The sequence below is a fragment of the Pelagimonas sp. genome (assembly GCF_058892305.1).
Genome location: NZ_JBZXVN010000012.1, coordinates 1 through 23,873 on the forward strand (window position 1 = coordinate 1; position 23,873 = coordinate 23,873).

Genomic DNA, 23,873 nt, shown 5'->3' on the forward strand with positions numbered 1-23,873 from the left:
GGTGCCAACAAGTCGCGCGACGAAAGCTTTTGCGTGATGATCCCGCCCCCGAACGTCACCGGGGCGCTCCATGTGGGCCATGCGTTTAACAACACGTTGCAGGATATTCTGACACGCTGGCACCGGATGCGCGGGTTCGACACGCTCTGGCAGCCGGGTCAGGACCACGCGGGTATTGCCACACAGTTGATGGTGGAAAAAGAGCTTGCCAAAACCGGGCAGCCAAGCCGCGCCGAATTGGGTCGCGAAGCCTTTCTCGACAAGGTTTGGGAATGGAAAGGCCAATATGGCGGCACCATTGTTGAACAACTCAAGCGCCTAGGCTGTTCCTGTGATTGGGATCGCAACGCCTTTACCATGGCCGGTGCGGCGGGTGATCCGCGTGTTGGCCACGAAAATAGCCCGAATTTCCATGACGCGGTCATTAAGGTCTTTGTTGATATGTACAACAAGGGGTTGATCTATCGCGGCAAGCGCTTGGTCAACTGGGACCCGCATTTCGAAACCGCAATTTCCGATCTTGAGGTCGAGAATATCGAAGTTGCCGGTCACATGTGGCACTTCAAATATCCACTCGCGGGCGGCGCGACCTATACCTATATCGAAAAAGACGAAGACGGGAATGTCACGCTTGAGGAAGAACGTGATTACATTTCCATCGCCACCACCCGCCCTGAAACCATGCTGGGTGATGGCGCGGTGGCCGTTCACCCGGATGACGAACGCTATGCGCCCATCGTTGGCACGCTGTGTGAAATCCCGGTTGGTCCCAAAGAACATCGCCGCCTGATCCCGATCATCACCGATGAGTACCCCGATATGAATTTTGGGTCTGGTGCGGTAAAAATCACCGGGGCGCATGACTTTAACGACTACCAAGTCGCCAAACGCGGCGGCATTCCGATGTATCGCCTGATGGATACGCGCGGTGCGATGCGTGCCGACGGGGCCACCTATGACCACGACGCCAAAATCGCCGGTGACGTTGCCAATGGCAAACGCACACTAAGCGAAGCCGAAGCCGACGCCATCAATCTTGTGCCTGAACATCTTCGCGGACTTGACCGGTTTGATGCCCGCGACAAGGTGGTCGCAGAAATCACCGCCGAAGGACTGGCCGTGATGACGATGTCGGACGACCCGCGCCTTGGCCCCAAGAAAAAGCTCAAAAAGGGCGAGGAAGCCCCCGAAGTTGTTGCCGTTCCATTGGTCGAGGCTAAGCCGATCATGCAACCCTTTGGCGACCGTTCCAAGGTCGTCATCGAACCGATGCACACCGACCAATGGTATGTAGACGCCGCCAAGATCGTCGGCCCGGCGCTTGATGCCGTGCGCAAGGGCGACATCAAAATCATGCCTGAGTCCGGTGAGAAAGTGTATTATCACTGGCTCGAAAACATCGAACCTTGGTGCATTTCGCGTCAGCTTTGGTGGGGTCATCAGATCCCGGTTTGGTATGTTCCGGGCGAGGAAGATTGGTACGCGATCTGCGCAGCGAATGAAGAAGACGCCTTAAAAGAAGCCGCCCTTCGGTTCCCAGAAGGCACCGATTTCCGCATTGTTGCCGACGCTCAAGAGGCCGCAGGCGTCTTGCAAGCCGATATCGACCTGATGGATACCAAAGACGAAGGCGCGATCCGTCAATTCGAAGGGCCGATGGTCATTCCGATGTTCCGCGACGCCGACGTTCTCGATACGTGGTTCTCCTCTGGCCTTTGGCCCATTGGCACGCTCGGCTGGCCCGAAGACAGCGATGAGATGAAACGCTTCTTCCCGACCAGCACCTTGATCACCGGCCAAGACATCCTGTTTTTCTGGGTCGCTCGGATGATCATGATGCAGCTCGCCGTGGTTGATCAGGTTCCGTTTGATACCGTCTACCTGCACCAGCTCGTTCGCGACGAGAAGGGCAAGAAGATGTCGAAAACCACCGGCAACGTCATTGATCCGCTTGAGATCGTTGACGAATACGGCGCGGATGCATTGCGTTTCACCAATACGGCCATGGCGTCGATTGGTGGCGTTTTGAAACTGTCCAAAGACCGCATCGCCGGGTATCGCAACTTTGGCACCAAGATTTGGAACGCCACCCGCTTTGCCGAAATGAACGACGCGGTTGGCGCGGACAAAGCACCCAAAGCTATGCCGCAAGATCCGCAGGCGACGTTGAACAAATGGATCATCGGCGAAACCGCCAAGGTCCGCGAAGCCACCGACAAAGCCTTGGCTGACTATCGTTTCAACGACGCCGCGCTTGGGCTCTATGCCTTTGTCTGGGGCAAGGTTTGCGACTGGTACGTGGAATTCTCCAAGCCCTTGTTTGGCTCCGATGACCTCGCCGTTGCGCAAGAAACGCGCGATACAATGGCCTGGGTCCTTGATCAATGTATGATCATGCTGCACCCGATTATGCCCTTCATCACCGAAGAGTTGTGGGAAAACACCGCCAAGCGCAACAAGATGTTGGTGCACGGCGATTGGCCGGAATACACGACCGATCTGGTTGATCCACAGGCCGAGGCCGAGATTTCCTGGGTCATCAGCTTGATCGAGGGGGTCCGCTCGGCGCGCGCGCAAATGAACGTTCCGGCAGGATTGTTCGTGCCGCTGTTGGCAACCGGCTTTGGCGAAACCGAAAAGGCCGCTTGGGGCCGCAACGAAGCCATCATACAACGCATGGCACGGGTCGAGAACCTAGACCTTGTCGATGGCTTCCCCAAAGGCTGCATCACTGTGCCCGTCGGCGAGGCCACGTTCGGCATGCCATTGGCCGATATCATCGACGTGGACGCCGAAAAGGCCCGTCTCGAAAAGTCGCTCGGTAAACTGGCCAAGGAATTGGGGGGGCTGCGTGGCCGTTTGAACAACCCCAAATTCGCGGAATCCGCCCCGGCCGAGGTTGTCGAGGAAGCCAAAGCCAACCTCGCAGCGCGTGAAGGGGATGAGGCGAAGTTAAAAGAGGCTTTGGCCCGTCTGGCTGAAATCGGCTAACGCCCGCCAGAAAATTTACTATAGAAAAAGCCCGCCTCTGTTAAAAGGAGCGGGCTTTTTTCATCTGGTCGATTGAGCACCGGGGAGCGCGAGGGGCAGCGCCCCTCGCATATGCCCGCCGCAGGCGATGATCGTCAGATCATAAACTTCTTACAGAACACCCGGTGTGACCCGAATTACAGTCGGCACCGGCGCATCAAAGGCCGCCAGCACGGCCTGCTGCATCTCTTCCAAACTCTTTGGTTCAACCGCCCCGGCCCCATAGGCGCGCGCCAGCGCCAGAAAATCAGGGTTCTGTGCCACAACTGCGTTGGGGGCGATCTGGCTCTTGATCATGCTTTCTTCGATCTCGGCCAACTTGCCATTGTCCCAGATGATGATTGGTAAGCTTAGGCCCAATTCCACAGCCGTCCCAAGGTCTTGCACGGTATACTGAAATCCATAATCCCCAAGGATCGACAGCGTCGGCAAACCACGTCGTGCAACCGCCCCACCAATCGCCGCAGGCAACGCGTAGCCCAAAGTTCCAAAGCCATAGGGATGATGCCAATGCCCGGCACGGGGCATGTCCCACACTTCCTTGGCGGCATAGGCAAACTGCGTCATGTCCGAATAGATCATGCAATCATCCGGCAAAGCCGCCTTCAACGCCTCTGCGATCTCAACAATTCCGGGGCGCTCTGACATCACTTCGGCACGCCACCGTGCTTTTGTCGCGGCGACTTTTTGCACGTCCCAGCAAAGGGCGCGATCATCGACACGCGCCGGTATGGCCACCGCCATTGCCTTGAGAACTGCACCAACATCGCCCAAAACGGGCACATCACCGGGCCTTGCCTGCGCAAGAACCTCTGGGTCGATATCGACGCGGATCATCGGGGCCGTATGGCCGAGGTCATCCCGCCAGATGTCGCATTCTGAAAGCTCGGTTCCCATCGCAATGACCAAATCGGCCTCTGCGAACACAGAAGCGCTATCAGGGCGCGCCAAAAATGAGCCGAAATACAGCGGGTATTCTGCCGATACCAAGCCACGCCCGGCATAGGTGCAAAAGGCCGCCGCACCGGTCATCCGCAAGATGTCGTCGATGACCTCAGCACCGCCAACGGCCCCTCCTCCAAACACAAAAATCGGCTTTTCCGCAGCCAATACACGATCGACAATTGCGCGCATGTCTTCACTGCTTGCCTTTGGCCCCCCCGGCATCAGTCCTGCTTCAGGTGCCGCGTCTGCCATCGCCCCAAGACTTTGGATCGGAACTTGAATGTGGCATGACCGTTTGCGCTTACTCGCAAATCCCGTCAAAGCACGATCCACCAAGCGATAGGCCGTTTCCGGATCGCGGGCTTCTTCTGACCATTCGCACACGGTAGCCGCAGCGGCGCGTTGATCCAACATCTGGTGCAACTGGCCGCGTTTTCCGGTGACATTATCAAGGCATGACGTCACCGCCAGCACTGAAACACTATCACTATAGGCTTGCCCCAAGGGGGTCATAGCATTGCATAGTCCCGGACCAGTGATCAGGTAGCAAACCCCCGGCTTTCCGGTTGCACGCGCATAGCCATCGGCCATAAACCCGGCACCTTGTTCATGGCGCGCCAATACATGGGTGATCCCGGCTTCTTCAATGCCGCGATACATTTCGACATTATGAACACCGGGAATCCCGAATATGACGTCGACGCCCCGAGATTTGAGCATGTGAGAAATCTGCGCACCCAATGGTCTTTGCATTACGCCCTCCAAAAGCGGATAGTGAAGATGGCGTAGACCGCCAAAAGCTCAAGACGCCCGGCCAACATGGCAAAGCTAAGCATCCATTTTGCCGTATCTCCGACCCCTGCAAAGTTTCCAGATGGTCCGATTTCATCCCCCAGCCCCGGCCCAACGTTGGCCAAAGCCGTCGCCGCGCCCGACACCGATGTGATGAAATCCAAACCGGTCAAGCTAAGCGCAACGGACAACACCCCCATCGACACAACGAAGAAGACGAAGAACGACATGACAGAAGACATAACCTCGGCCCCGACGGGAACTCCGGCATAACGCGGCGTGAAAACGCCCGAAGGCGAACGGATGCGGCGCAATTGCGTGCTGATCGAGGCGAACAAAAGCTGATACCGGAAGATTTTGACCGAACAAGCGGTTGAGCCCGCGCAGCCGCCAATCAGGCCAACAAAAAAGAACAGCGCGACGGCGAAACCACCCCAAAGCCCATAGTCCTGACTTGCATACCCTGTGCCGGTCAGGATGGAGACGACGTTGAAAAGAACCTTGCGAAAGGCCTCTTCGCCGGTGGCCTCGCCTCCCAAATACCGCCAAAGGCTCACCAACGCGACAATCACAACCGCCGTGGCCAAAAATGCGCGTACTTGGCTGTCTTGGGCCAAGGGGCGGATATCGCGCATAGCGGTCATTTGAACAAAGCGGACAAAGGGCAACGCCGCCAAAAGCATGAAGACCACACAAACATACTCCGCTGATGCGCTGAACGCGCCGAAACTGGCGTCGTAATTGGCGAAACCGCCAGTGGCGACGGTGGTCATTGCATGGACCGTGGCATCAAACGGATCCATCCCCGAAAGTATATAGGCCCCGGCGCAGACGAGCGTGAGAGAGACGTATATCGTCGAAATCGACGATGAAATCTGTGTCGCACGAGGAAGGATTTTCCCCATGGTATCAAATCCTTCGGATCGGAAGATTTGCATCCCACCAACCCGCAACTCAGGTAGGAAAACCATGGCGACAACAATAATACCAATGCCACCAATCCATTGCAGCAACCCGCGCCAAAGCAACAGCCCTTTGGGCAATTCATCGAGGCCAGACAGGACCGTCGACCCGGTGGTCGTCAAACCCGACATGGCCTCAAAAAACGCGTCTGTATAGCTGCTATCGGTCGCCCCCAATACAAACGGGAGCGCTCCGAAGATCGGCAAAGCCACCCAAACGCCCGTAGTCAAAAGAAAGGTTTGTTGGATCGAAAGCCCTTGTTTGACCGCATTGGAACAGGCCAATGCGATCAATCCACCGGTCATGATGGTGATCAAAGCACTTTCAAGAAACACCGGCCATTGGCCGCGCCCTTCTGCGAGATCCACCAACATAGGTAGAAACATGGTGGCGCCAAGGCAGGCGACGAGAAGGCCAATGACATAGGCGACGGGGCGAATATCGAACATATGCGCAGGGTTGGATGCAGCTGCGCGCCATGTCAAGCGGTGCCGTTAGCAGTAAAGAATGTCCCGAAAGACATGCGGCAAGATATCATCGCGTTTAAGCCCAATGAGAGCGAGATCATGGTCGCTCTGTGCTTCGAGCTGAATGATCTGCTTTAACCGCGCTCGACGCAAGCCAGCCGGGTTTAACCCAAGCCCACGTTCGGTGAAAAATTGGTCGATCTTGCGGCCCAGAGAGACGTTGCCCATGGCCATTTGTACATTGTCGCGCGTCATATCGGAAACCTTTCGTTAAACTCTGGTTTCCTCCCTGCCCCCAGCTTGCCACATCAAAGATGTCTTTAGAGTAAAAGCACCGAGCACGACGACGATAGTTTTTCACAAATGCCCATTAATTCATCCCAAGATGACCGGTTCGCTATACCTCATGGCGAACATCAGCCCACATGAAACAGTGTAGAAAACAGTTTAGGGTCGAGACTTTGGTCCGCAAATAGCTTGCCTTCGGTCAAAACTGACACCGCATCATGGCTGTGCAAACTTTCCTGATGGCTGGCCACAACTCTGAAATCCCCAACGCGAGGGTCGTCTTCTAAACCTTGCGCAAACAGCCGCGCTGCATCCTCAACAAAGATTGGGTTCGCGGCATTTAGTTCGGCAAAAGCTTGCTCATCTTCACGTTTAACCATGACCTGAGTTTCGGTCGGCACAGCGCGCCGGCACAGATCAATCAAATCTTCAAACCACAAGCAATCACCCGGCAATGCCTCAACCGAGATCCGAGCGACAGAACGTTGTGAATGCGGGGTCGCCAATTGCCCGCGCGTTCGGCGCGCATGTTCCGAAAGTTCAAGCGAACAAGGGCAGGTTGAACTGTAAACATAGTCCAAATGCATGATTTTGCGACGTTGTCCCGCGGTTTCAACAAGCTCCAACGCAATATCATAGTACTGAAAACCGGTAAGACCGGATCGCAAGCTTTCCACCTTCATCGGGAAGCTGAATCGCATCTGAATACGCGCATCAAAGCTCTCTAAGTCGCTTTTGTAATCGTCCAGCGCCGCTTCCATAACTTCGAAACTAAAGGATTTTTCCGCGTGAGTATAAAAGGATCGCATGATGCGGCTCATGTTGATCCCTTTTTTATCGGCCTCCAAACTCACCGTTCCGGTGACCGATGTTTCCAGCGTCAAATCGCCATTGTCACGGGTCCGATACGGAATCGGCAGGCGAAAATTGGAAATACCGACATGCTGGATCACCCGCTGCGCACCACGGATGAGGGAGGCGGGACCATTTTGTAGGTCCGGCAGGCCTTCCTTGTAAGCAGCATCGACAACAAAATTGTCTGGGTAGATGGCGTGCAAGTCAGGGTAAACACCCGCCAGTTCTGCCAAAGCAGCATCGCTCCCGGCGTAGCGTCGCAAAATCGCCAATGCCTTTTCAGCCTCTTCCCGGCTGGGCGTGTCAGAGATATCCGATTGGATATTCATGGCTTTCCCCTCTTTCGTCCTGTCGCATCATACAGATAGGCGGCTGCTGCGCAAAGTCCACCTGCGCAGCAAACACCCCCATTTGCGACAGCTCCAAAATCAGGCTTGATCGAGAGCCTGCAAAACATCAGCAACAAGATCTTTTGGATCTTCGATCCCGACAGAAAACCGGACCAAGCCATCACTGATCCCAAGTTCGGCACGTTGCTCATCGGAAAGACGTTGGTGAGTTGTCGTCGCAGGATGGGTCACGATAGATTTCGCGTCACCCAAGTTGTTGGAAATGACGGCAATTTCCAGAGCATTCAGAAAACGGAACGCCGCCTCTTTTCCGCCCTCAAGCTCAAGTGAAAGCATTGTGCCACCGGCTCCAAGTTGACGCATGACCAAATCATGTTGCGGATGGTTTTTGAGACCGGGGTAAATCAGGCGTTTTAGCTTGTTGTGCCCTTCTGTCGCCTTTGCAAGAGCCAAAGCCCCTTCAGTTTGCGCCCGAACACGCAGCGCAATGGTTTCTAACCCCTTAAGCATGACCCAGGCATTAAACGGGCTAAGGGACCCGCCGGTATGTTTCATGTATGGTTCAACAACACCGCGAATATGGTCCTTGGTGCCAAGGATCACCCCCCCCAAACATCGGCCCTGTCCGTCCACATGTTTGGTCGTGGAATAGACAACAACATCAGCACCTTGTTCAATTGCATTTGAGTAGACTGGCGTCGAAAACACATTGTCGACCACAACTTTGGCCCCGACAGAATGGGCAATTTCCGAAACGCCGGCCACGTCGATCACTTCCAAAGTTGGGTTCGACATGGATTCAAAAAAGACCGCTTTGGTCTCTGGGCGCATGGCCGCGCGCCATTCATCTAGGTTGGCACCATCCACAAAAGTGACCTCAACACCATAGCGGGTCAAAACCTCTTCAAGAATATAGAGGCACGATCCGAAAAGCGCTTTAGCAGACACCACATGATCGCCAGCCTTGAGCAAAGACGTCAGTGCACCGTTGACCGCAGCCATTCCGGACGCACACGCGAACCCGTCTTCTGCCCCTTCCAATAGCGCCATCCGTTCTTCGAACATAGCGACGGTTGGGTTGCCGTAACGGGCATAAATGTACTCATCTGGTCCAGTCTCGACAAACCGCGCCTCAGCTTGTTCCGCAGTTTCGTAAACGAAGCCTTGGGTTAAGAAGATCGCTTCGCTAACTTCGTTCCACTGGCTGCGTTTGGTGCCACCATGAACCAGTTTGGTTCGAGTTCCGTGTTCTGTCATATTTGCCTCCGCAAAAAAAAAGCCCCGATCGCGGTCAAGCGAAAGGAGCCCTTCGTCTGACCTCTTTAGCGGTGTGTTTAACGTGGCCCGCAATCCGGTTACAAATCGCCACGGGGTAAACCATCAGACGTTGTCTCAAACAACCGACCAAATCCCACGACAAATCCAAGAGGGTTAGCTCATTTGATCTGCCAAAACCTTTGTGTTGACCCAACACTCTGGTCTGGTCACATACCCATCAAAACCCTGATTGGGTACACCGATAGGATAGCCGTTTGTGACTGTCATTTTGGTTATATCGGGTATAAGGCGCAATCGTCCTCAAAAGGCAAGAGCGAAAAGTATCCTACGATGCGTTCCATCGGCTAATGCGCGATGTTTCACAGCCCGCCAAACACGGTATCTCGCTTTGCCAAACGGCCGACTTTTCTATTTAGGACCCGCGCCAACCGAGAAAACAGAACGCCGATCCAGATTTTGTGAGACCTAAAGAAAACACTCCTTCGGCAGGATCGGGCTACATTGGCGCGATAACCTTACGTTCCGGTTGGGGCAAGATTATGTCCAATCTCTTCCGGCAGCGCCAACAATAGGTAGTCGTCGGGAAGTTTGAAAATCGCGACCGTGTCGGCCAACCGGTTGGCTTTCTCATCAACCAAAGTGACCGACTCGCGTGAATCGACAAAGCTTGCTGCATTTCTCTGTGTAGATTGATCAAGCTCAGTTGTGGCACCGCTGATTTCACTGACACCACGGGCCGCCTCCTCTGTGGCGTGTACAATTTTTGCCACTGAATCCTCTGTTTTCCGCAAGGCACCTACAATTTCCTGGAAAGCGACATTGGAATTTTCGACAACTTCCGCACCCGTATTGATTGACGCATTGGATGACGTAAGAATTTTGCCAATTTCAATGGCTGCTGCCGCGGATTTTTGCGCTAAAGACTGGACCTCACCGGCCACCACGGCAAAGCCTTGCCCAGCATGTCCAGCCCTTGCCGCTTCGACCCCGGCATTCAAGGCCAAAAGGTTGGTTTGAAAGGCGATGTCTTCGATCACCTGAAGACTTCTATTGATGTCAGCAGACGAATTTTTGATGTCGTCCATTGAAGTGATCGCACTTTTCATCAGGTTAGATCCCTTTTCAGCATGTTCTGTGACATCCAAAACATTGCTGCGCACATCATCTGCCGAACCGGCGGCATGAGAAACAGTCCGTGCCATCTCTTCTAACGCCGCAGCCGTTTCTTCGAGGGCTGCCGCATTGCGTTCCGTGTTCATCGAGAGGACTTCGGTATTTCTGGATAAGGCTTCCGCGCTTGAATAGATATCACAGGACGCCGCAGACACACTTCCAAGTGCCTTGGCCAACTCAGATGTTGTGCGATCCATCGACCCTGCGATTTCCCCGAAAATCCCCGGAAGGTCGGTTGGCATTTCATGTGTTAAATCACCTACTGCCAAATGGTTTAAACCCGTCCGGATAGCCTCCAGACCCTCATTCGCCGAGTGACTGATACTGTTAACGTTCTCACAAAGCTCGGCAAAAATTCCTTCTTTGTCGCCCATTTGAATTTTGTGTGAGAAATCTCCGTTTGCGCAAGCTCCGACAACGACGGAAATCTCCGATGCGGCCAAGGTCTCATTTTGACCTTTGGCAAGCATACGCTCGATTACGCGATTCAACTCGGCGATTTCATGTGCGGAACTCTTGTGTTTGATCGGTTCAGGCTCTTGATCCTGGGCCGCAGCTGCCAAGGCCCGCGTTCCCTCTCTCAATGGTCGCAGCTGCAAGTTCAAGCCCAGCAATAACAGCCCCAACAACACGAAAACAATCGCGCCCAACGTCATCGCCGCAGTCTTGAGTGCAGCGTGTCTGGCCAACGTTTGGTTCGTAAAGTCCAAAATTGAAATCACCTGCACCTCTTCACTGTTCCCCTCAAGGGGAAAGGGAGAATGCGTCACAACGAAGAAATGCGATGCGACTTCAATGACTTCGAAATCGTCTTCTCCATGGGTTGTCGCGGCTAACACTGTTTCAATGAGCAGGTCTGTTATTGCGTCCTTGGAGCCGCCCCCATTTTCATCAGGCTTTTGCTCTGTGTCGATGAATTCAGCATAGGCTTGCGCCGTCACGGCCCCGTCTGATGATTTGTTGACCAACAAAGACCGATTGCCCATGTTCTGCGCGATCTGATTCAATTGCGAATTTGCATCCAAAGCAAGCAAAGCATAACCGACCGGCGAACGCCCTGACAGCAACGGCACAACGTAGATGGATGCAATTCTTGTTTCATCCAGTTGCCCGACTGCAAACTTACGACGGCCTGTTTCAATCACCGTCTTTAATATGTCCGGAGTATGATCAGAAACCTCCCCTTGTGGGGTGGTCGAAAACCTAACCAAAGGTTTACCTGCAAGATCATATATGACCAAATCACTCAGCCTCTTAGTTGCCGAAATTCGGTTGAACGTTGATGCCAAGCTTGACTTGATGGTCTCTGTGTCTTCGTCAACGATGGCCTTGATGGTGGCGCGGTCGCGCGAAACCGTTTTGCCATGCACGGCCAAATTGTCTTCTGCACCGATCAGGATTGATTGAACTGCCGCGTTTGCGTTTTGAGAGTTGACGCTTAGTAGGGAGGACTCAACGCGCTCTAGAATTCTCATTCCACTAAAGACAACACCGAATGCCAAAACGGCTGTAAAAAGAAGAATACTGACAACGATCCGATTGGTTAACGTCATGTCCACCCCAATTCTTAGTTTATTCTACTGGAAAGCCGGCGATGTCCCAGTAGGGGTACCCATCGCGCATATAGTAGAGTGTCTCGTAGCCCCAAGAGACCGCCTGAGCGATCGCCTCGGACGACCTGAGGCAGGCCGCACCATTGCAATAGATCACGACCGGATCAGTTGGCCCGGCGACTTCAAGAAGGCTCTCTCGTGAAAAGCCATCATTCAGATCAAGATTGATCGCGCCAGCAACCCGTCCTACCTCAAAATCAGAGGGCTTTCGCACATCAACGAAAGCAACACCTTGGTCAAAAAGCTCAAGAGATTCGTCTACTGTGACAGTTGTTGCCCCTTCAACAAACATTGGAGCCTCTTCAAGGGCGACAGCGCTTATTGGCAGAGCAACCAAAGAGGCGGCCAAGAAACTGGAACGCACGTTTTCAAACAAATTTCGTCTCCTAACTCCAGAAAATTCAACGGGAAACTAGCGAAACCCCGTAAACAAAACCCTTCTTGTAGCTCATCTCAAAACCAACAATTCAAACTATTCTCAGCCATCAGTGAGATCCGAAACTTTCCAACCTAATTGAAACCTTCAGCGACCATGCCTTGGGCATCAGCCGCCGAGCAAATTCGGGCTTGTGCATTCAATAGCGCGCCCGACATCACCGGCCGTTTTTACCATTTGGATTTCGTCTAGGCGCAGCCGTTGCTCGCCACCGGGACGCACGTCACGGAGCTGTAATACTCCGTTCACGAATCCGTCGCAGCCTAGGGTTACGACCGAAATAACTTAAATTCGTGGGTTCCTATATGCCGATGCTGCGTATTTCCGTTGAAGACAGCCATCCCCGCATTCACGGGTCCTTGGCCCCTTTGGCACCGACTTTGCAACATGCAATTGGGCAAGATCACGGGCCGATCAAAATTATGATCCACGGTTTCAAATATCTGCCCGGACATCCGAGCTTTTGTCCTCATGACGGCATTCTGTCACGACATCCAACTGGCAAAGCCGCAAAAATAATCAGCTGGCCGCGCCATCTAGGGTTGCGCGGTCAAAAAGGCGAAGGGCTCGGCATATCATTTGGTTGGACTGCGCGTGGTTCCATTTGGAACGCTTACGACGCAGCACAATCCGCCGGGGACGCATTGGTTCGGCTTCTGGAAATCATAAAAACACTGGCTCCGGATCGACCAATTCAGGTGATTGCCCACTCCCTTGGGGCTCGCGTAGCGATCAGAGCGATTGGACACGCTCCGGCCGGTATTGTCTCGCATGCCATTCTTATGGCCGCAGCCGAGTACCAATCCATTGCGGAAACGGCTCTCTGCTCCCCAGCAGGGCAAAACGTCAATGTCCTCAATGTCTCAAGCCGGGAAAACGATATTTTTGACTATATGCTGGAACGTCTGATCAAGCGCCCTTGCCCACATGACCGGATGCTAGGACATGGCAGCCTTTCGCTTCCAAATATGGCGACACTTCAACTGGATCATCCCGCAAGTCTGACTGTGCTTCGGGCAAACGGGTATCCGATCGCAAGCCCACAGAAACGAATTTGCCATTGGTCACCCTACTTGCTCCCCGGAGTTTTTCCCTTGTATCGCGCCTTTCTGAGGGATGAGATACCGGTCAGAAAAATGCGCGCTGTGCTCCCAAGCGAGTCTCATCCACGATGGTCCAGACTACCGTTTTCACGTCCTCGCTTCCAAAACGAACAATCGGCCATGAATCTTGGTTAAGACTTAGGATCAGGCATTCTTCGTTAACAAAAAAGCTGCTATAAGTACCTCTAAATATTGCGCTTCCACCGTGGCATACCGCACGATAGGCGCTATTGGGTCAAAGGTAGCAACCAAATATGGAATCCATGCTGTTTCAAGCGTCTGTTTTTCTAGCCGCTGCAGTCATTGCTGTTCCACTTGCCTCACGAATGGGATTAGGATCGGTTCTCGGCTATCTGCTGGCTGGGCTTGCGATTGGCCCCGGTCTGGGGCTGGTTGTAGACACAGATGACATTCGCCATTTCGCCGAGTTTGGGGTGGTGATGATGTTGTTCATCATTGGTCTAGAACTCGAACCTCGGGCTTTGTGGGATATGCGTCACCGCCTATTAGGGTTGGGGGGCTTGCAAGTTGGGGGCACAACTGCCGCGATAACGTTAGGCGCAATGGCCCTTGGACAACCTTGGAACACAGCGTTGGCAATAGGTTTGATCCTGTCCCTTTCCTCAACCGCCATCGTTTTGCAAACCCTGTCCGAAAAGGGATTGATGCAAACATCGGGTGGACGGGGATCGTTTTCGGTTTTGTTGACCCAAGATATCGCTGTGATCCCCATGCTGGTGGTGATGCCTTTATTGGCCATAGCACCGGCTGTTACCCTATCGGCGGATGGCTCCATCCAACGCACCGCCTTGCACCATGCCGAAGACGCCCACACCACGATGTCCCTTGTCGAAGGTTTGCCGGGATGGGGGGCTGCGCTTGTCACGCTAGGTGTCATTTTGGGGATTATCCTTGCCGGCATATACGGTGCGCGCCCGTTGTTTCGATACATCCATTCGGCTCGCTTACCTGAAATGTTCACGGCAATCGCCCTTCTCATCGTTATCGGCATCGGTTTCTTGATGATGCTTTTGGGGCTTTCCCCTGCGTTGGGCACGTTTTTGGCGGGGGTGGTTCTGGCAAACTCGGAGTTCCGACATGAGTTGGAATCCGATATTGCCCCTTTCAAAGGCTTGCTGTTGGGGCTTTTCTTTATCACGGTTGGGGCAGGAATAGATGTCGACCGGCTCCTGATGGAGCCGCTGTCCATCTTAACCCTAGCGGCGGGGGTCATCGTCACCAAAGGTATCATTCTCTATGGCATTGGCCGCTTGTTTCAGCTGACAAATCGCGGACAATGGTTGTTTACTCTGGGTCTCGCCCAGGCCGGTGAATTTGGGTTCGTTTTGATTTCATACGCTCGCCAACAAAAGGTACTGGCGGACGCGCTAAGTGACCGCTTGTTGCTGGTTGTTGCGATCTCAATGCTGATCACTCCGCTTTTGTTTCTCATTTTCGAATGGGTCTCCAAAAAAGTAGAGGTCCCACACGAAACACTAGAAGCGGATACCATCGACACCGATGGCCCGGTCATCATTGCCGGGATCGGGCGCTTTGGCCAAATTGTTAATCGGCTCGTGCAGAACTCCGGTTACCGCACCGTGGTTCTTGATCACGACATGCAAACCATCCAACTGATGCGGCGTTTTGGGTACAAGGGGTTCTTCGGCGACCCGACCCGACCCGAATTGTTGCACGCTGCCGGAATCGAAAGCGCTCGGGTCTTGGTGGCTGCTTTGGACGATCCCAAAGCCACTGTGAAACTCGTGTCATACGCGCGCAGGCTACGACCTGACTTGCACATTGTAGCCCGTGCGCACGACCGAACCCATGTCTTTGCTTTGTATCAAGCCGGTGCAAACGACATTGTCCGAGAAATGTTCGACAGCTCGCTACGCGCCGGGCGCTATGTCTTGGAAAACGTTGGAATGAGCGAATACGAAGCGGCCATTGCCGAGGAAACATTTTACCATCACGACCGACACACCATTCGTGAACTGGCCCTTTTGTGGGATCCGACGATTCCACCGGCCGAAAATGATGCCTATATTCAGCGCGCTCAAGAGTTAGAAAAAGAGTTGGAAACCGCGTTGTTCACCGCCCTTGAAGAGCGCGGCAAGAAAGAAATGGCATAAAGGCCAGTTCGGCGAGCGCACCAAAACTCTTGCAAGAGTTTTGCAAATTCCGTGCACGGAATTTGGGCGCGCAACAAAAAAGCGCACCTTCTATTCGAAGGCGCGCTTTTCACATTCATAGTAAATTAAGCGGCGCGCAGAGCCAGAACGTCGTCAACCTGCTTGGCGGCACCTACTTCGTCACCACCGGCAACAGCCGCGACTTCACGGGTCAAACGCTCAAGCGCCGCTTCATAAAGCTGGCGCTCTGAGTAGCTTTGTTCACGCTGATCGTCTGCGCGGTGAAGATCGCGCACAACCTCAGCAATGGCAATCAGGTCGCCCGAGTTGATCTTCTGCTCATATTCTTGTGCCCGGCGCGACCACATGGCGCGCTTAACCTTGGCCTTACCGCGCAAGGTTTTCATCGCGGCGTCAATCACATCAGGAGAGCTGAGCGAGCGCATACCGATTTCTGTTGCCTTATGGGTTGGGACCCGCAAGGTCATTTTGTCCTTTTCAAAAGAGATCACGAAAAGCTCCAGCTCGATGCCAGCGATTTCCTGCTCTTCGATTGAAACGATCTGACCAACACCGTGGGCGGGATAGACAACGTATTCATTCGGACGGAAATCGGGTTTCTTCGCTTTGGTCATATAAGTCTCATTCCTTGCAGCGCATTTCGAGCGGGCGACAAGAAAGACGACGGGGATCAGCTTGATACCCGGCCACCTCTCATAGCGATAATGTGCAAGTCCTCGCAGGCCCCGCATCCCGACGAAATGTCGTCATTTGAACTGTTAGTGTATCACAAAAAAGCACCCTTTCCCATAGCCGGGGGACAAGGTGCTTTTCCCATCTCTTTTCAATGCCCTAGGGGTGTTCACGCACCCGTAGCAAAAAACGAAAAACGATTCGTTTAGCTGCCTTCGCCCGGAGCTTCGGAGAAGTATTTATTAAGCTTATCTGGCTCGCCATCTTTTGCCTCATAGTCAGGCAGAGGATCTTTCTTTTCGATGATAACCGGCCAAGCTTCGGAATATTTGCGGTTGAACTCAACCCATTTTTCCATGTCTGGCTCAGTGTCCGGACGGATCGCATCCGCTGGACATTCCGGTTCACACACCCCGCAATCGATACATTCATCGGGGTGGATCACCAACATGTTTTCCCCCTCGTAGAAACAATCCACGGGGCACACCTCGACACAGTCGGTGTATTTGCAGGCGATGCAATTGTCGATCACCACGTAGGTCATGAGTCTCGATCCTTCAAAAAGCTTGACGCGTGACTAGACCACGCCGCGCCATCATTCAAGCACATCCCTGCGCAACTGTTCGAGAGCACGGCGATCCCGTTTGCTTGGACGCCCGCCCCCGTCATATTTCGGGGCCTGATCTGGTCGCGCACGCGGTTTGGGCGGGGCCAAATCCTCGTACAAGGCTTGTGCCTCAGGCGCAGGGCCCCGGCGCTCGCCCAAGGCCACCACTTTGATCACCCGAACATCATCTTCTTTGGGAAAGGTCAGCACATCACCTGCGCTGACCCCAAAAGCTGGTTTTGACACCGGGTTGCCGTTAACGCGGCAATGCCCTCCAGACACGGTTTTGGACGACAGGCTACGGGTCTTAAAGAACCGAGCCTGCCATAGCCATTTATCAATTCGGATCTTCGTCACCGAATTTTTCCATGTTGGTCAACCAATTAGGTCTTGTCCTTCAACCCCATAAGAGCCGCTGCAAACGGGTTATCGGGATCAATGGGCTTTTCCTTTTTCGGTGGGCGCGATTGGAAGGTTTTGGCCCCACGATCGCCGCCGCCCTTAGGCCCTTTGCCGCGTGGTTTGCCTTTTCCACCCTTGTTGCGATCACCGCCACGGGCGTCACCGCCGCCACGCGCATCACGGCGCGGCTTCCCGCCACCACGACGCTGACCGCCGCGGTTGCCACCCCATGTGAAGGTGTAGAACACTTCCATCTCAGGTTCCGCAGCATCGGGTGTCGCCACCTCAGCAACAGGCGCTTGGAGCGTATCAACATCACCTGAAACGTCGGTCGCATCTGCGACCAATGTCTCAGCCGCATCCGCCGAGGTCTCCGCAGGTGTGTCACCTTCAGCAGATGTCTCAACTTCGGCTTTGGTGTCTTGAACTGGGGCAATTTTGAGCTTGGCCCGCTCGCCCTTTTCGCCTTTGTAGCCCAACCCGCCCATAAGATCGGCGAACTGTTCAAGCGTCATGCCCGTGATCGACAACATGTCGGCCTTGGCCTCAAACCCTGCGCGGCTATCTTCGGTGCGCAGCATGTCTGCCAGACGTTCAAGCATATCAATACGAATCGCGCGCGCGCCCGCCTTGCGATACCCAGCCAGCGCATAGTGGCGACCGGGCACCTCTTCGACGTTGGGAACGGTCACCAATCCGGGGGGCGGTGCTTCAGGAAACTCTTGCAGGTCGTTGGACAAGCTCCACAAAACCAAACGCAACCGCGTCGGAGCAGGCTTGAGAAGCAAAGGCATAAAGATGGTGTATTGCCCAAAACGCACACCATGCTTGCGCAATGTGCCACGGGCATCTTGATCTAGCGCTTTGACGTCATCCGCGACATCGGACCGTTGAACAACGCCCATTGCCTCGACCAACTGAAACGCAAAACCGCGTGACAACCCGGTAAGCGTCTCATCATCACGCATTTTAACCAGCGGTTCAAACAGCGCCGCGATCTTGCGGTCCATGAAATGCTGCAAACGGCGTTCCACCTTTTGCGCGACATCTGCACCGGCTTCGTCATCGACAAAAACAACTATACGCGGCTTAAGCGCGTCATCCCCTTTGGCAAGCTTGCCCACTGCCTGGTCGCCCCACATAAGGCCGCCCTGCTCGGTGAAATCAATCTCACTGTCTGGTGCGTTGTAAAACCGGTCCGCCCGCAAATGGAAATGCGGCGTCAAAGCCTGCAGCGACGCTTGTCGCAGCGTTTTGGCCTCTTGCCCCGTTGCATCCTTATCCTGACGGAATCGGAAACCCTCTAGTTTCCCGACGAATTCTCCTTCGACGGTCACTTCACCTTGATCGTTCACTTCGGCCAAAAGGGCCTCCTTCTGTTTCAACCGGCGCAACAACACAGATGTGCGCCGATCAACAAATCTTTGTGTCAGGCGCTGGTGTAGCGCATCTGACAGGCTGTCTTCAACTTTGCGAGTTGCCCCGCGCCAATGGTCTTCGTCTCGTGTCCAGCCATTGCGCTGCGCAACATATGTCCACGTGCGGATATAGGCCAGACGTTTCGACAATGTGTCAATGTCGCCATCCGTCCGGTCAATGCGGTTGATTTGCCGCGCCATAAATTCATCCGGAACGTGTCCTTTTTCATGCAGATATTGGAAAATAACCTGCAAAAGACCCGCATGTTCGGCCGGAGAGATGCCCCGAAAGTCCGGAACACGGCAAACATCCCACAAAAGCTGGACGGATTGTCCATCCGATGCCCGTGCGCGGATTTCCGCCTCCGAACCAAGGTGACGTAACGCGCGCAGGTCATCCGCCTCGCGCGCTTTGACTAAATTTTCATCGCTTGGGGCTTGTTCTAGGCTGCGCTCTAGCGCCTCGATGGTTCCAAACTGCAATTTTGAGTTCCGCCAATTCAGCTTTTTCAGCGGTGTGAATTGGTGATTACAGATCGCTTCCGCCCAATCTTCGGGAATCTGCCCCGCATCTCCGGTCACTCCAAAGGTGCCATCCGACATACCGCGCCCAGCCCGCCCAGCGATCTGGGCAAGCTCATTTGGTTGCAGCTGGCGCATGCGCCGACCATCAAATTTACTGAGAGACGAAAACGCGACGTGATCAATATCGAGGTTCAAGCCCATCCCAATCGCATCCGTAGCGACAAGATAATCGACCTCGCGATTCTGGTACAACTCGACCTGCGCGTTGCGGGTACGCGGGCTAAGCGCGCCCATCACCACGGCCGCACCCCCCTTTTGACGCTTTAATAATTCCGCAATGGCGTAAACATTATCGACCGAGAATCCGACAATAGCGCTTCTGGGTTGCAGGCGGCTGATCTTTTTCGACCCCGCATAAGCCAATTGGCTCATTCGGTCGCGGTAAATAAATTCCGCATCCGGGACAAGAGTCTGAATTGGTCCACGCATCGTATCAGAACCAAGAAACAGCGTTTCATGGGTGCCGCGCATTCTCAAAAGCCGGTCGGTAAAAACATGGCCACGCTCAAGGTCGGCACAAAGCTGAATCTCATCAATTGCGACGAAATCCGCCCCCATCCCCTCGGGCATCGCCTCAACGGTGCTGATCCAATATTTGGCCCGCGGCGGAACGATTCGCTCTTCCCCGGTGACCAATGCCACAACGGATGGACCGCGAATATCAACGACCCGGTCGTAAACTTCGCGCGCCAAAAGACGCAACGGCAGGCCAATCACCCCGGTGCGATAGCCTAGCATCCGGTCAATGGCATAGGTCGTTTTACCAGTGTTGGTTGGGCCAAGAACGGCCGCGATCCGCGCAGTCATGCCCATAGTGTTTCCCAGGGGGTTGCCTTTGTTGTCAGAGCTTTACGCCCTTCACCTCTTGTTCCAGCCGCGCCAATGCATTCAACACATCGTCATCATGCGGCCGAAGTTCAAGTACACGGGCAAAGGCCTCATAGGCAAGGGCCGGTTTGCCCACTTGCTCCTGAATGGCACCAACCCCACGCAAGGCGGCAAAATGGTTCGGGTTAAGGGCCAATGTGCGTTCCAAAGCCTCCATCGCCACGCCAAACCGCTCTGCTTGAAAATATGCCAAAGCCAACCCGTGCCACCCTTCGGCAAAATCGGGCGCATGATCGGTCAGCGCACGAAAATGTTCGATCGCAGCATCCACTTTTGTGACTTCAAGGGCATCATGGCCGCGCTTTAGAAGTAAATCCATTGCGGGCGAGCCAGATTTAGACCACTCTGCTATTAATTGAGTTTCCAACCGCTGAGCTGAAACGCTATCTTCCGCTACGGAAAGCTGTTCCAAAAGCTCATTCGAGAGATTTGACGCGCGACTTTCCGCCCGTAAACCAAAAGGTAGGGAAATCATTACTACGGTGCAAAGTGCCGTGAGGATAGATTTGTAAACCATGGTGACCCGTGCTCATAACGTGTCCTGAGTGTAGCGCTGGTGCGCAAGATTTCCAGCGCCCACTTGATGTAGAGAGGAAAATACATGAGCGACACTATCAATACTGCCGTTGCAGCACTGACTGAAAAGCTGGGCGAAGGCTTTGATGCCTCGGCCAAATTTGTGCTGGGCGACGAAGGCAGCGTGATCGTAGACGAAAACGGCGTACGCGCAGGCGACGACGATGCAGACGTAACCTTGACCGCAGATGTTGACACGTTTGAACAAATTTTATCGGGTGCCTTGAACCCAACTGGTGCTTTCATGTCCGGCAAATTGACCATTGATGGTGATATGTCCGCCGCGATGCGCCTCGCTTCGGCCCTAGCATAATGAGTTTGGTTCCCGCGCCTTTTCACTCTGATCTATCCGATAGCCCGGCCAATAGCCGCGCCTGGTGGATCGAGGCTGACGACGGTTTGCGCCTCCGCGTGGCGCATTTTCCGGCGGAACAGGCGCGGGGCACCGTGCTCCTTATGCCTGGTCGTACCGAATACGTTGAAAAATACGGCCGCACCGCCGCCGATTTGACCGAACGAGGCTATCACGTTCTTGCCATTGATTGGCGCGGTCAGGGTTTAGCGGATAGAATGCTGGATGAGCCGATGGCCGGCCATGTCCACGTCTTTGAAGACTACCAACGTGATGTTGCGGCGATGCTGCAAAGTGTTGGTGACCTTGGGCTTCCGCGCCCATTACACATGATTGGTCATTCCATGGGTGGCTGCATTGGATTGCGCGCAGTTATGGATGGTCTACCGGTCGAAAGTTGTGTTTTCACCGGGCCAATGTGGGGCATTCGCATGGCCGACCCCATCCGCCCTGCCGCTTGGGCGTTGTCCTGGTGGGGCAAGCAAATCGGACTTGGTCATGTGTTCACACCCGGCACCAAACCCGAAAGCTATGTCGCCTCGGAACCCTTTGAAAACAACCTGCTCACCCGCGACCGGGAGATGTGGGACTATATGAAACGACAGGTGACCTCTGTTCCGGAATTGCAGTTGGGGGGCCCGTCGCTGAATTGGCTTCACGAGGCTTTGGCTGAAACGCGTGAACTGTCGCGCCGCCCCTCACCAGCGCAGCCTTGTTTGACCTTCCTTGGGACCAACGAACGGATCGTTGATTCATCGCGCATCACGTCGCGGATGGAGCAATGGCCCGGTGGCCAATTGGTGCAAATCACTGATGGTGAACATGAAATCCTTATGGAAGATGTCAAAAAGCGCAAGCGTGTGGCGGATCAAATCTGCGCCCTTTTTGACCGAGCAGGTTCAGACACAGCGCTGACCGCGTGACCCGCTTGGGCCACGCCTGAGCTTGCCGAACAGGAACTGGCGCAGCGATTTCACGAAAATTCTACCGACTTTGTCGGAGATATTGCCCCTATCCACAGGATAAGGGCCGCTGCCCCTTGAACCTCCTGCCCATGCGGGCTTAGCTCTGATTCAAGATATCAAGGAGAGACGCGCATGCCGACCCAGCCGCTATATGACATCAACGCTTCTAACGGGGATGGTTCGCTTGGTCCTTTGCCAGAATGGGATCTAAGCGATCTTTATACATCTGACGAGTCACCAGAACTTAAACGTGATCTGGATTGGCTGGAGTCAGCTTGTCTGAAGTTCGCGGACGACTACGAAAACAAATTGGCGGACTTGGATGCCAAAGGGATGCTTGAGGCGATCAAGCGCCAAGAACGCATCGACAGTGTGGCCGGACGCATCATGTCCTTTGCCGGCTTGCGATATTATCAGCTGACCACTGATGCGGAGCGGGCCAAATTTTTGTCCGATTGCCAAGAGCGCATCACAAACTTTTCGACGCCATTGGTGTTTTTCACGCTTGAAATCAACCGATTGGATGATGATTTCCTCGATGGGTTGTTTGCTGAAAACGCCGATCTGGCGCGCTACAAGCCGATCTTCGACAAAATCCGCAAAATGAAACCTTACCAACTTAGTGATGAGTTGGAGAAATTTTTGCACGATCTTGGGGTTGTTGGCGATGCTTGGGAACGTCTGTTTGATGAGACCATCGCCGCGCTGACTTTTGACATTGAGGGCGAAGAACTTAATATCGAAGCCACGCTCAATTTCCTAACCGATCAAGACCGAACCAAACGCGAAAACGCCGCACGCGAGCTGGCACGTGTGTTTGCCGACAACATCAAAACCTTTGCCCGCGTTCACAACACCCAAGCCAAGGAAAAAGAAATCCTTGATCGCTGGCGTGGGATGCCAAGTGCACAGACCGGTCGCCACCTGTCTAACGATGTTGAACCCGAAGTGGTCGAAGCGCTGCGCAACGCCGTGGTTGCCGCCTACCCCCGCCTTAGCCATCGCTACTATGAGCTCAAGCGCAAGTGGCTGGGTCTTGATGTCATGCAGGTCTGGGATCGCAACGCGCCTTTGCCGATGGAAAGCGACCGAATCGTTGGCTGGGAAGATGCGCAAAAAACCGTGATGGACGCCTACACCGCGTTTGACCCACGTATGGGCGAATTGGCCGAACCGTTTTTTACCAAAGGTTGGATTGATGCCGGTGTGAAACCCGGCAAGGCACCCGGTGCCTTTGCCCACCCCACGGTGACGGATGTGCATCCATATGTCATGCTCAACTACCTCGGAAAACCGCGTGATGTCATGACCTTGGCCCATGAACTTGGCCACGGCGTGCATCAGGTATTGGCCGCAGGTCAAGGCGAAATGCTGTCATCAACTCCGCTGACGTTGGCGGAAACGGCCTCCGTGTTTGGCGAAATGCTTACCTTCCGCCAAATGTTGGACGGAGCCAAGGATCAGGCCGAACGCAAGGTGATGTTGGCTGGAAAAGTTGAGGACATGATCAACACGGTCGTGCGTCAGATCGCCTTTTATGACTTTGAATGCAAATTGCATGATGCGCGTCGCGGAGGCGAGCTTACCCCAGACGACATCAACGCCCTTTGGATGAGCGTCCAAGCTGAGAGTCTCGGGCCTGCGTTTGAGTTTATGGAGGGCTATGAATCCTTCTGGGCCTATATCCCGCATTTCGTCCATTCGCCGTTTTACGTTTACGCCTATGCCTTTGGCGACGGATTGGTGAATGCGCTTTATGCCGCGTACCAAGAACAACCCGAGGGCTTTCAGGATAAGTATTTCGAAATGCTGCGCGCCGGAGGGTCGAAACACCATTCCGAATTGCTGGCTCCCTTTGGCTTGGATGCCTCGGACCCAAGTTTCTGGGACAAAGGCCTGTCGATGATCGAAGGGTTCATCGACGAGTTGGAAGCCATGGAAGACTAAAGATCAGGCCGC

General features: G+C 54.2%; 17 protein-coding genes and 1 riboswitch. Of the genes, 5 read left to right on the plus strand and 12 right to left on the minus strand.

Features of this window, described 5'->3' with window-relative positions; all coding sequences use genetic code 11:
* Positions 1 to 2,991 (plus strand): valine--tRNA ligase (locus AC5EFR_RS04660; protein WP_493574794.1); only part of this gene is annotated, 2,991 nt, incomplete at its 5' end.
* A 150-nt stretch (positions 2,992 to 3,141) separates the two neighbouring features.
* Here AC5EFR_RS04660 and AC5EFR_RS04665 read toward each other — a convergent pair.
* From AC5EFR_RS04665 to AC5EFR_RS04695, 7 genes are all read right to left on the minus strand, one after another.
* Positions 3,142 to 4,728 (minus strand): thiamine pyrophosphate-binding protein, encoded by a 1,587-nt coding sequence (locus AC5EFR_RS04665; protein WP_493574795.1) that lies wholly within the window; start codon positions 4,726 to 4,728, stop codon positions 3,142 to 3,144.
* Positions 4,728 to 6,179: a TrkH family potassium uptake protein gene (locus AC5EFR_RS04670; RefSeq protein ID WP_493574796.1), complete on the minus strand. Its 1,452-nt coding sequence runs from the start codon at positions 6,177 to 6,179 to the stop codon at positions 4,728 to 4,730. The genes AC5EFR_RS04665 and AC5EFR_RS04670 overlap by 1 nt, the downstream gene beginning before the upstream one ends.
* Positions 6,180 to 6,224: 45 nt before the next feature.
* Entirely contained in the window at positions 6,225 to 6,452 is a 228-nt protein-coding gene (locus tag AC5EFR_RS04675; protein ID WP_493574797.1) for a hypothetical protein, read from the minus strand.
* Positions 6,453 to 6,613: 161 nt separating this feature from the next.
* Complete coding sequence (gene folE2, locus AC5EFR_RS04680) at positions 6,614 to 7,669, minus strand: GTP cyclohydrolase FolE2 (RefSeq protein ID WP_493574798.1); 1,056 nt, start codon at positions 7,667 to 7,669, stop codon at positions 6,614 to 6,616.
* 99 nt (positions 7,670 to 7,768) lie between these two features.
* Positions 7,769 to 8,947 (minus strand): O-succinylhomoserine sulfhydrylase, encoded by a 1,179-nt coding sequence (gene metZ, locus AC5EFR_RS04685; protein WP_493574799.1) that lies wholly within the window; start codon positions 8,945 to 8,947, stop codon positions 7,769 to 7,771.
* 44 nt (positions 8,948 to 8,991) lie between these two features.
* Positions 8,992 to 9,069: riboswitch (SAM riboswitch) on the minus strand.
* Positions 9,070 to 9,483: 414 nt separating this feature from the next.
* Positions 9,484 to 11,694, minus strand: coding sequence for a methyl-accepting chemotaxis protein (locus AC5EFR_RS04690; protein WP_493574800.1), 2,211 nt, complete (start codon positions 11,692 to 11,694; stop codon positions 9,484 to 9,486).
* 19 nt (positions 11,695 to 11,713) lie between these two features.
* Entirely contained in the window at positions 11,714 to 12,118 is a 405-nt protein-coding gene (locus AC5EFR_RS04695) for a rhodanese-like domain-containing protein (RefSeq protein WP_493574801.1), read from the minus strand.
* A 1,429-nt stretch (positions 12,119 to 13,547) separates the two neighbouring features.
* Here AC5EFR_RS04695 and AC5EFR_RS04700 point away from each other — a divergent pair.
* Positions 13,548 to 15,428, plus strand: coding sequence for a cation:proton antiporter domain-containing protein (locus AC5EFR_RS04700; RefSeq protein WP_493574802.1), 1,881 nt, complete (start codon positions 13,548 to 13,550; stop codon positions 15,426 to 15,428).
* Positions 15,429 to 15,553: 125 nt separating this feature from the next.
* On the opposite strand, the gene AC5EFR_RS04705 is transcribed toward AC5EFR_RS04700, so the two are convergent.
* The 5 genes from AC5EFR_RS04705 to AC5EFR_RS04725 form a co-directional block, all read right to left on the minus strand.
* The gene (locus AC5EFR_RS04705; protein WP_299923869.1) at positions 15,554 to 16,063 is read right to left on the minus strand and encodes a CarD family transcriptional regulator; all 510 of its coding nucleotides are present in this window, start codon (positions 16,061 to 16,063) and stop codon (positions 15,554 to 15,556) included.
* A gap of 263 nt (positions 16,064 to 16,326) precedes the next feature.
* Positions 16,327 to 16,665, minus strand: a complete 339-nt coding sequence (gene fdxA / locus AC5EFR_RS04710; protein WP_493574803.1) for a ferredoxin FdxA — start codon at positions 16,663 to 16,665, stop codon at positions 16,327 to 16,329.
* Positions 16,666 to 16,716: 51 nt separating this feature from the next.
* The gene (locus AC5EFR_RS04715; RefSeq protein ID WP_493574804.1) at positions 16,717 to 17,085 is read right to left on the minus strand and encodes an RNA-binding S4 domain-containing protein; all 369 of its coding nucleotides are present in this window, start codon (positions 17,083 to 17,085) and stop codon (positions 16,717 to 16,719) included.
* A gap of 26 nt (positions 17,086 to 17,111) precedes the next feature.
* Complete coding sequence (locus AC5EFR_RS04720; protein ID WP_493574805.1) at positions 17,112 to 19,946, minus strand: helicase-related protein; 2,835 nt, start codon at positions 19,944 to 19,946, stop codon at positions 17,112 to 17,114.
* 28 nt (positions 19,947 to 19,974) lie between these two features.
* On the minus strand, positions 19,975 to 20,340 hold the full coding sequence (locus AC5EFR_RS04725; RefSeq protein ID WP_493574806.1) for a tetratricopeptide repeat protein: 366 nt from the start codon (positions 20,338 to 20,340) through the stop codon (positions 19,975 to 19,977).
* Between the two features lie 282 nt (positions 20,341 to 20,622).
* On the opposite strand from AC5EFR_RS04725, the gene AC5EFR_RS04730 reads away from it, so the two are divergent.
* From AC5EFR_RS04730 to AC5EFR_RS04740, 3 genes are all read left to right on the plus strand, one after another.
* Positions 20,623 to 20,910: an SCP2 sterol-binding domain-containing protein gene (locus AC5EFR_RS04730; RefSeq protein WP_493574807.1), complete on the plus strand. Its 288-nt coding sequence runs from the start codon at positions 20,623 to 20,625 to the stop codon at positions 20,908 to 20,910.
* Positions 20,910 to 21,872, plus strand: coding sequence for an alpha/beta hydrolase (locus tag AC5EFR_RS04735; protein ID WP_493574808.1), 963 nt, complete (start codon positions 20,910 to 20,912; stop codon positions 21,870 to 21,872). Before AC5EFR_RS04730 ends, AC5EFR_RS04735 begins: the two co-directional genes overlap by 1 nt.
* A gap of 174 nt (positions 21,873 to 22,046) precedes the next feature.
* Positions 22,047 to 23,861, plus strand: a complete 1,815-nt coding sequence (locus tag AC5EFR_RS04740) for a M3 family oligoendopeptidase (protein ID WP_493574809.1) — start codon at positions 22,047 to 22,049, stop codon at positions 23,859 to 23,861.
* The last annotated feature ends 12 nt before the right edge of the window (positions 23,862 to 23,873 follow it).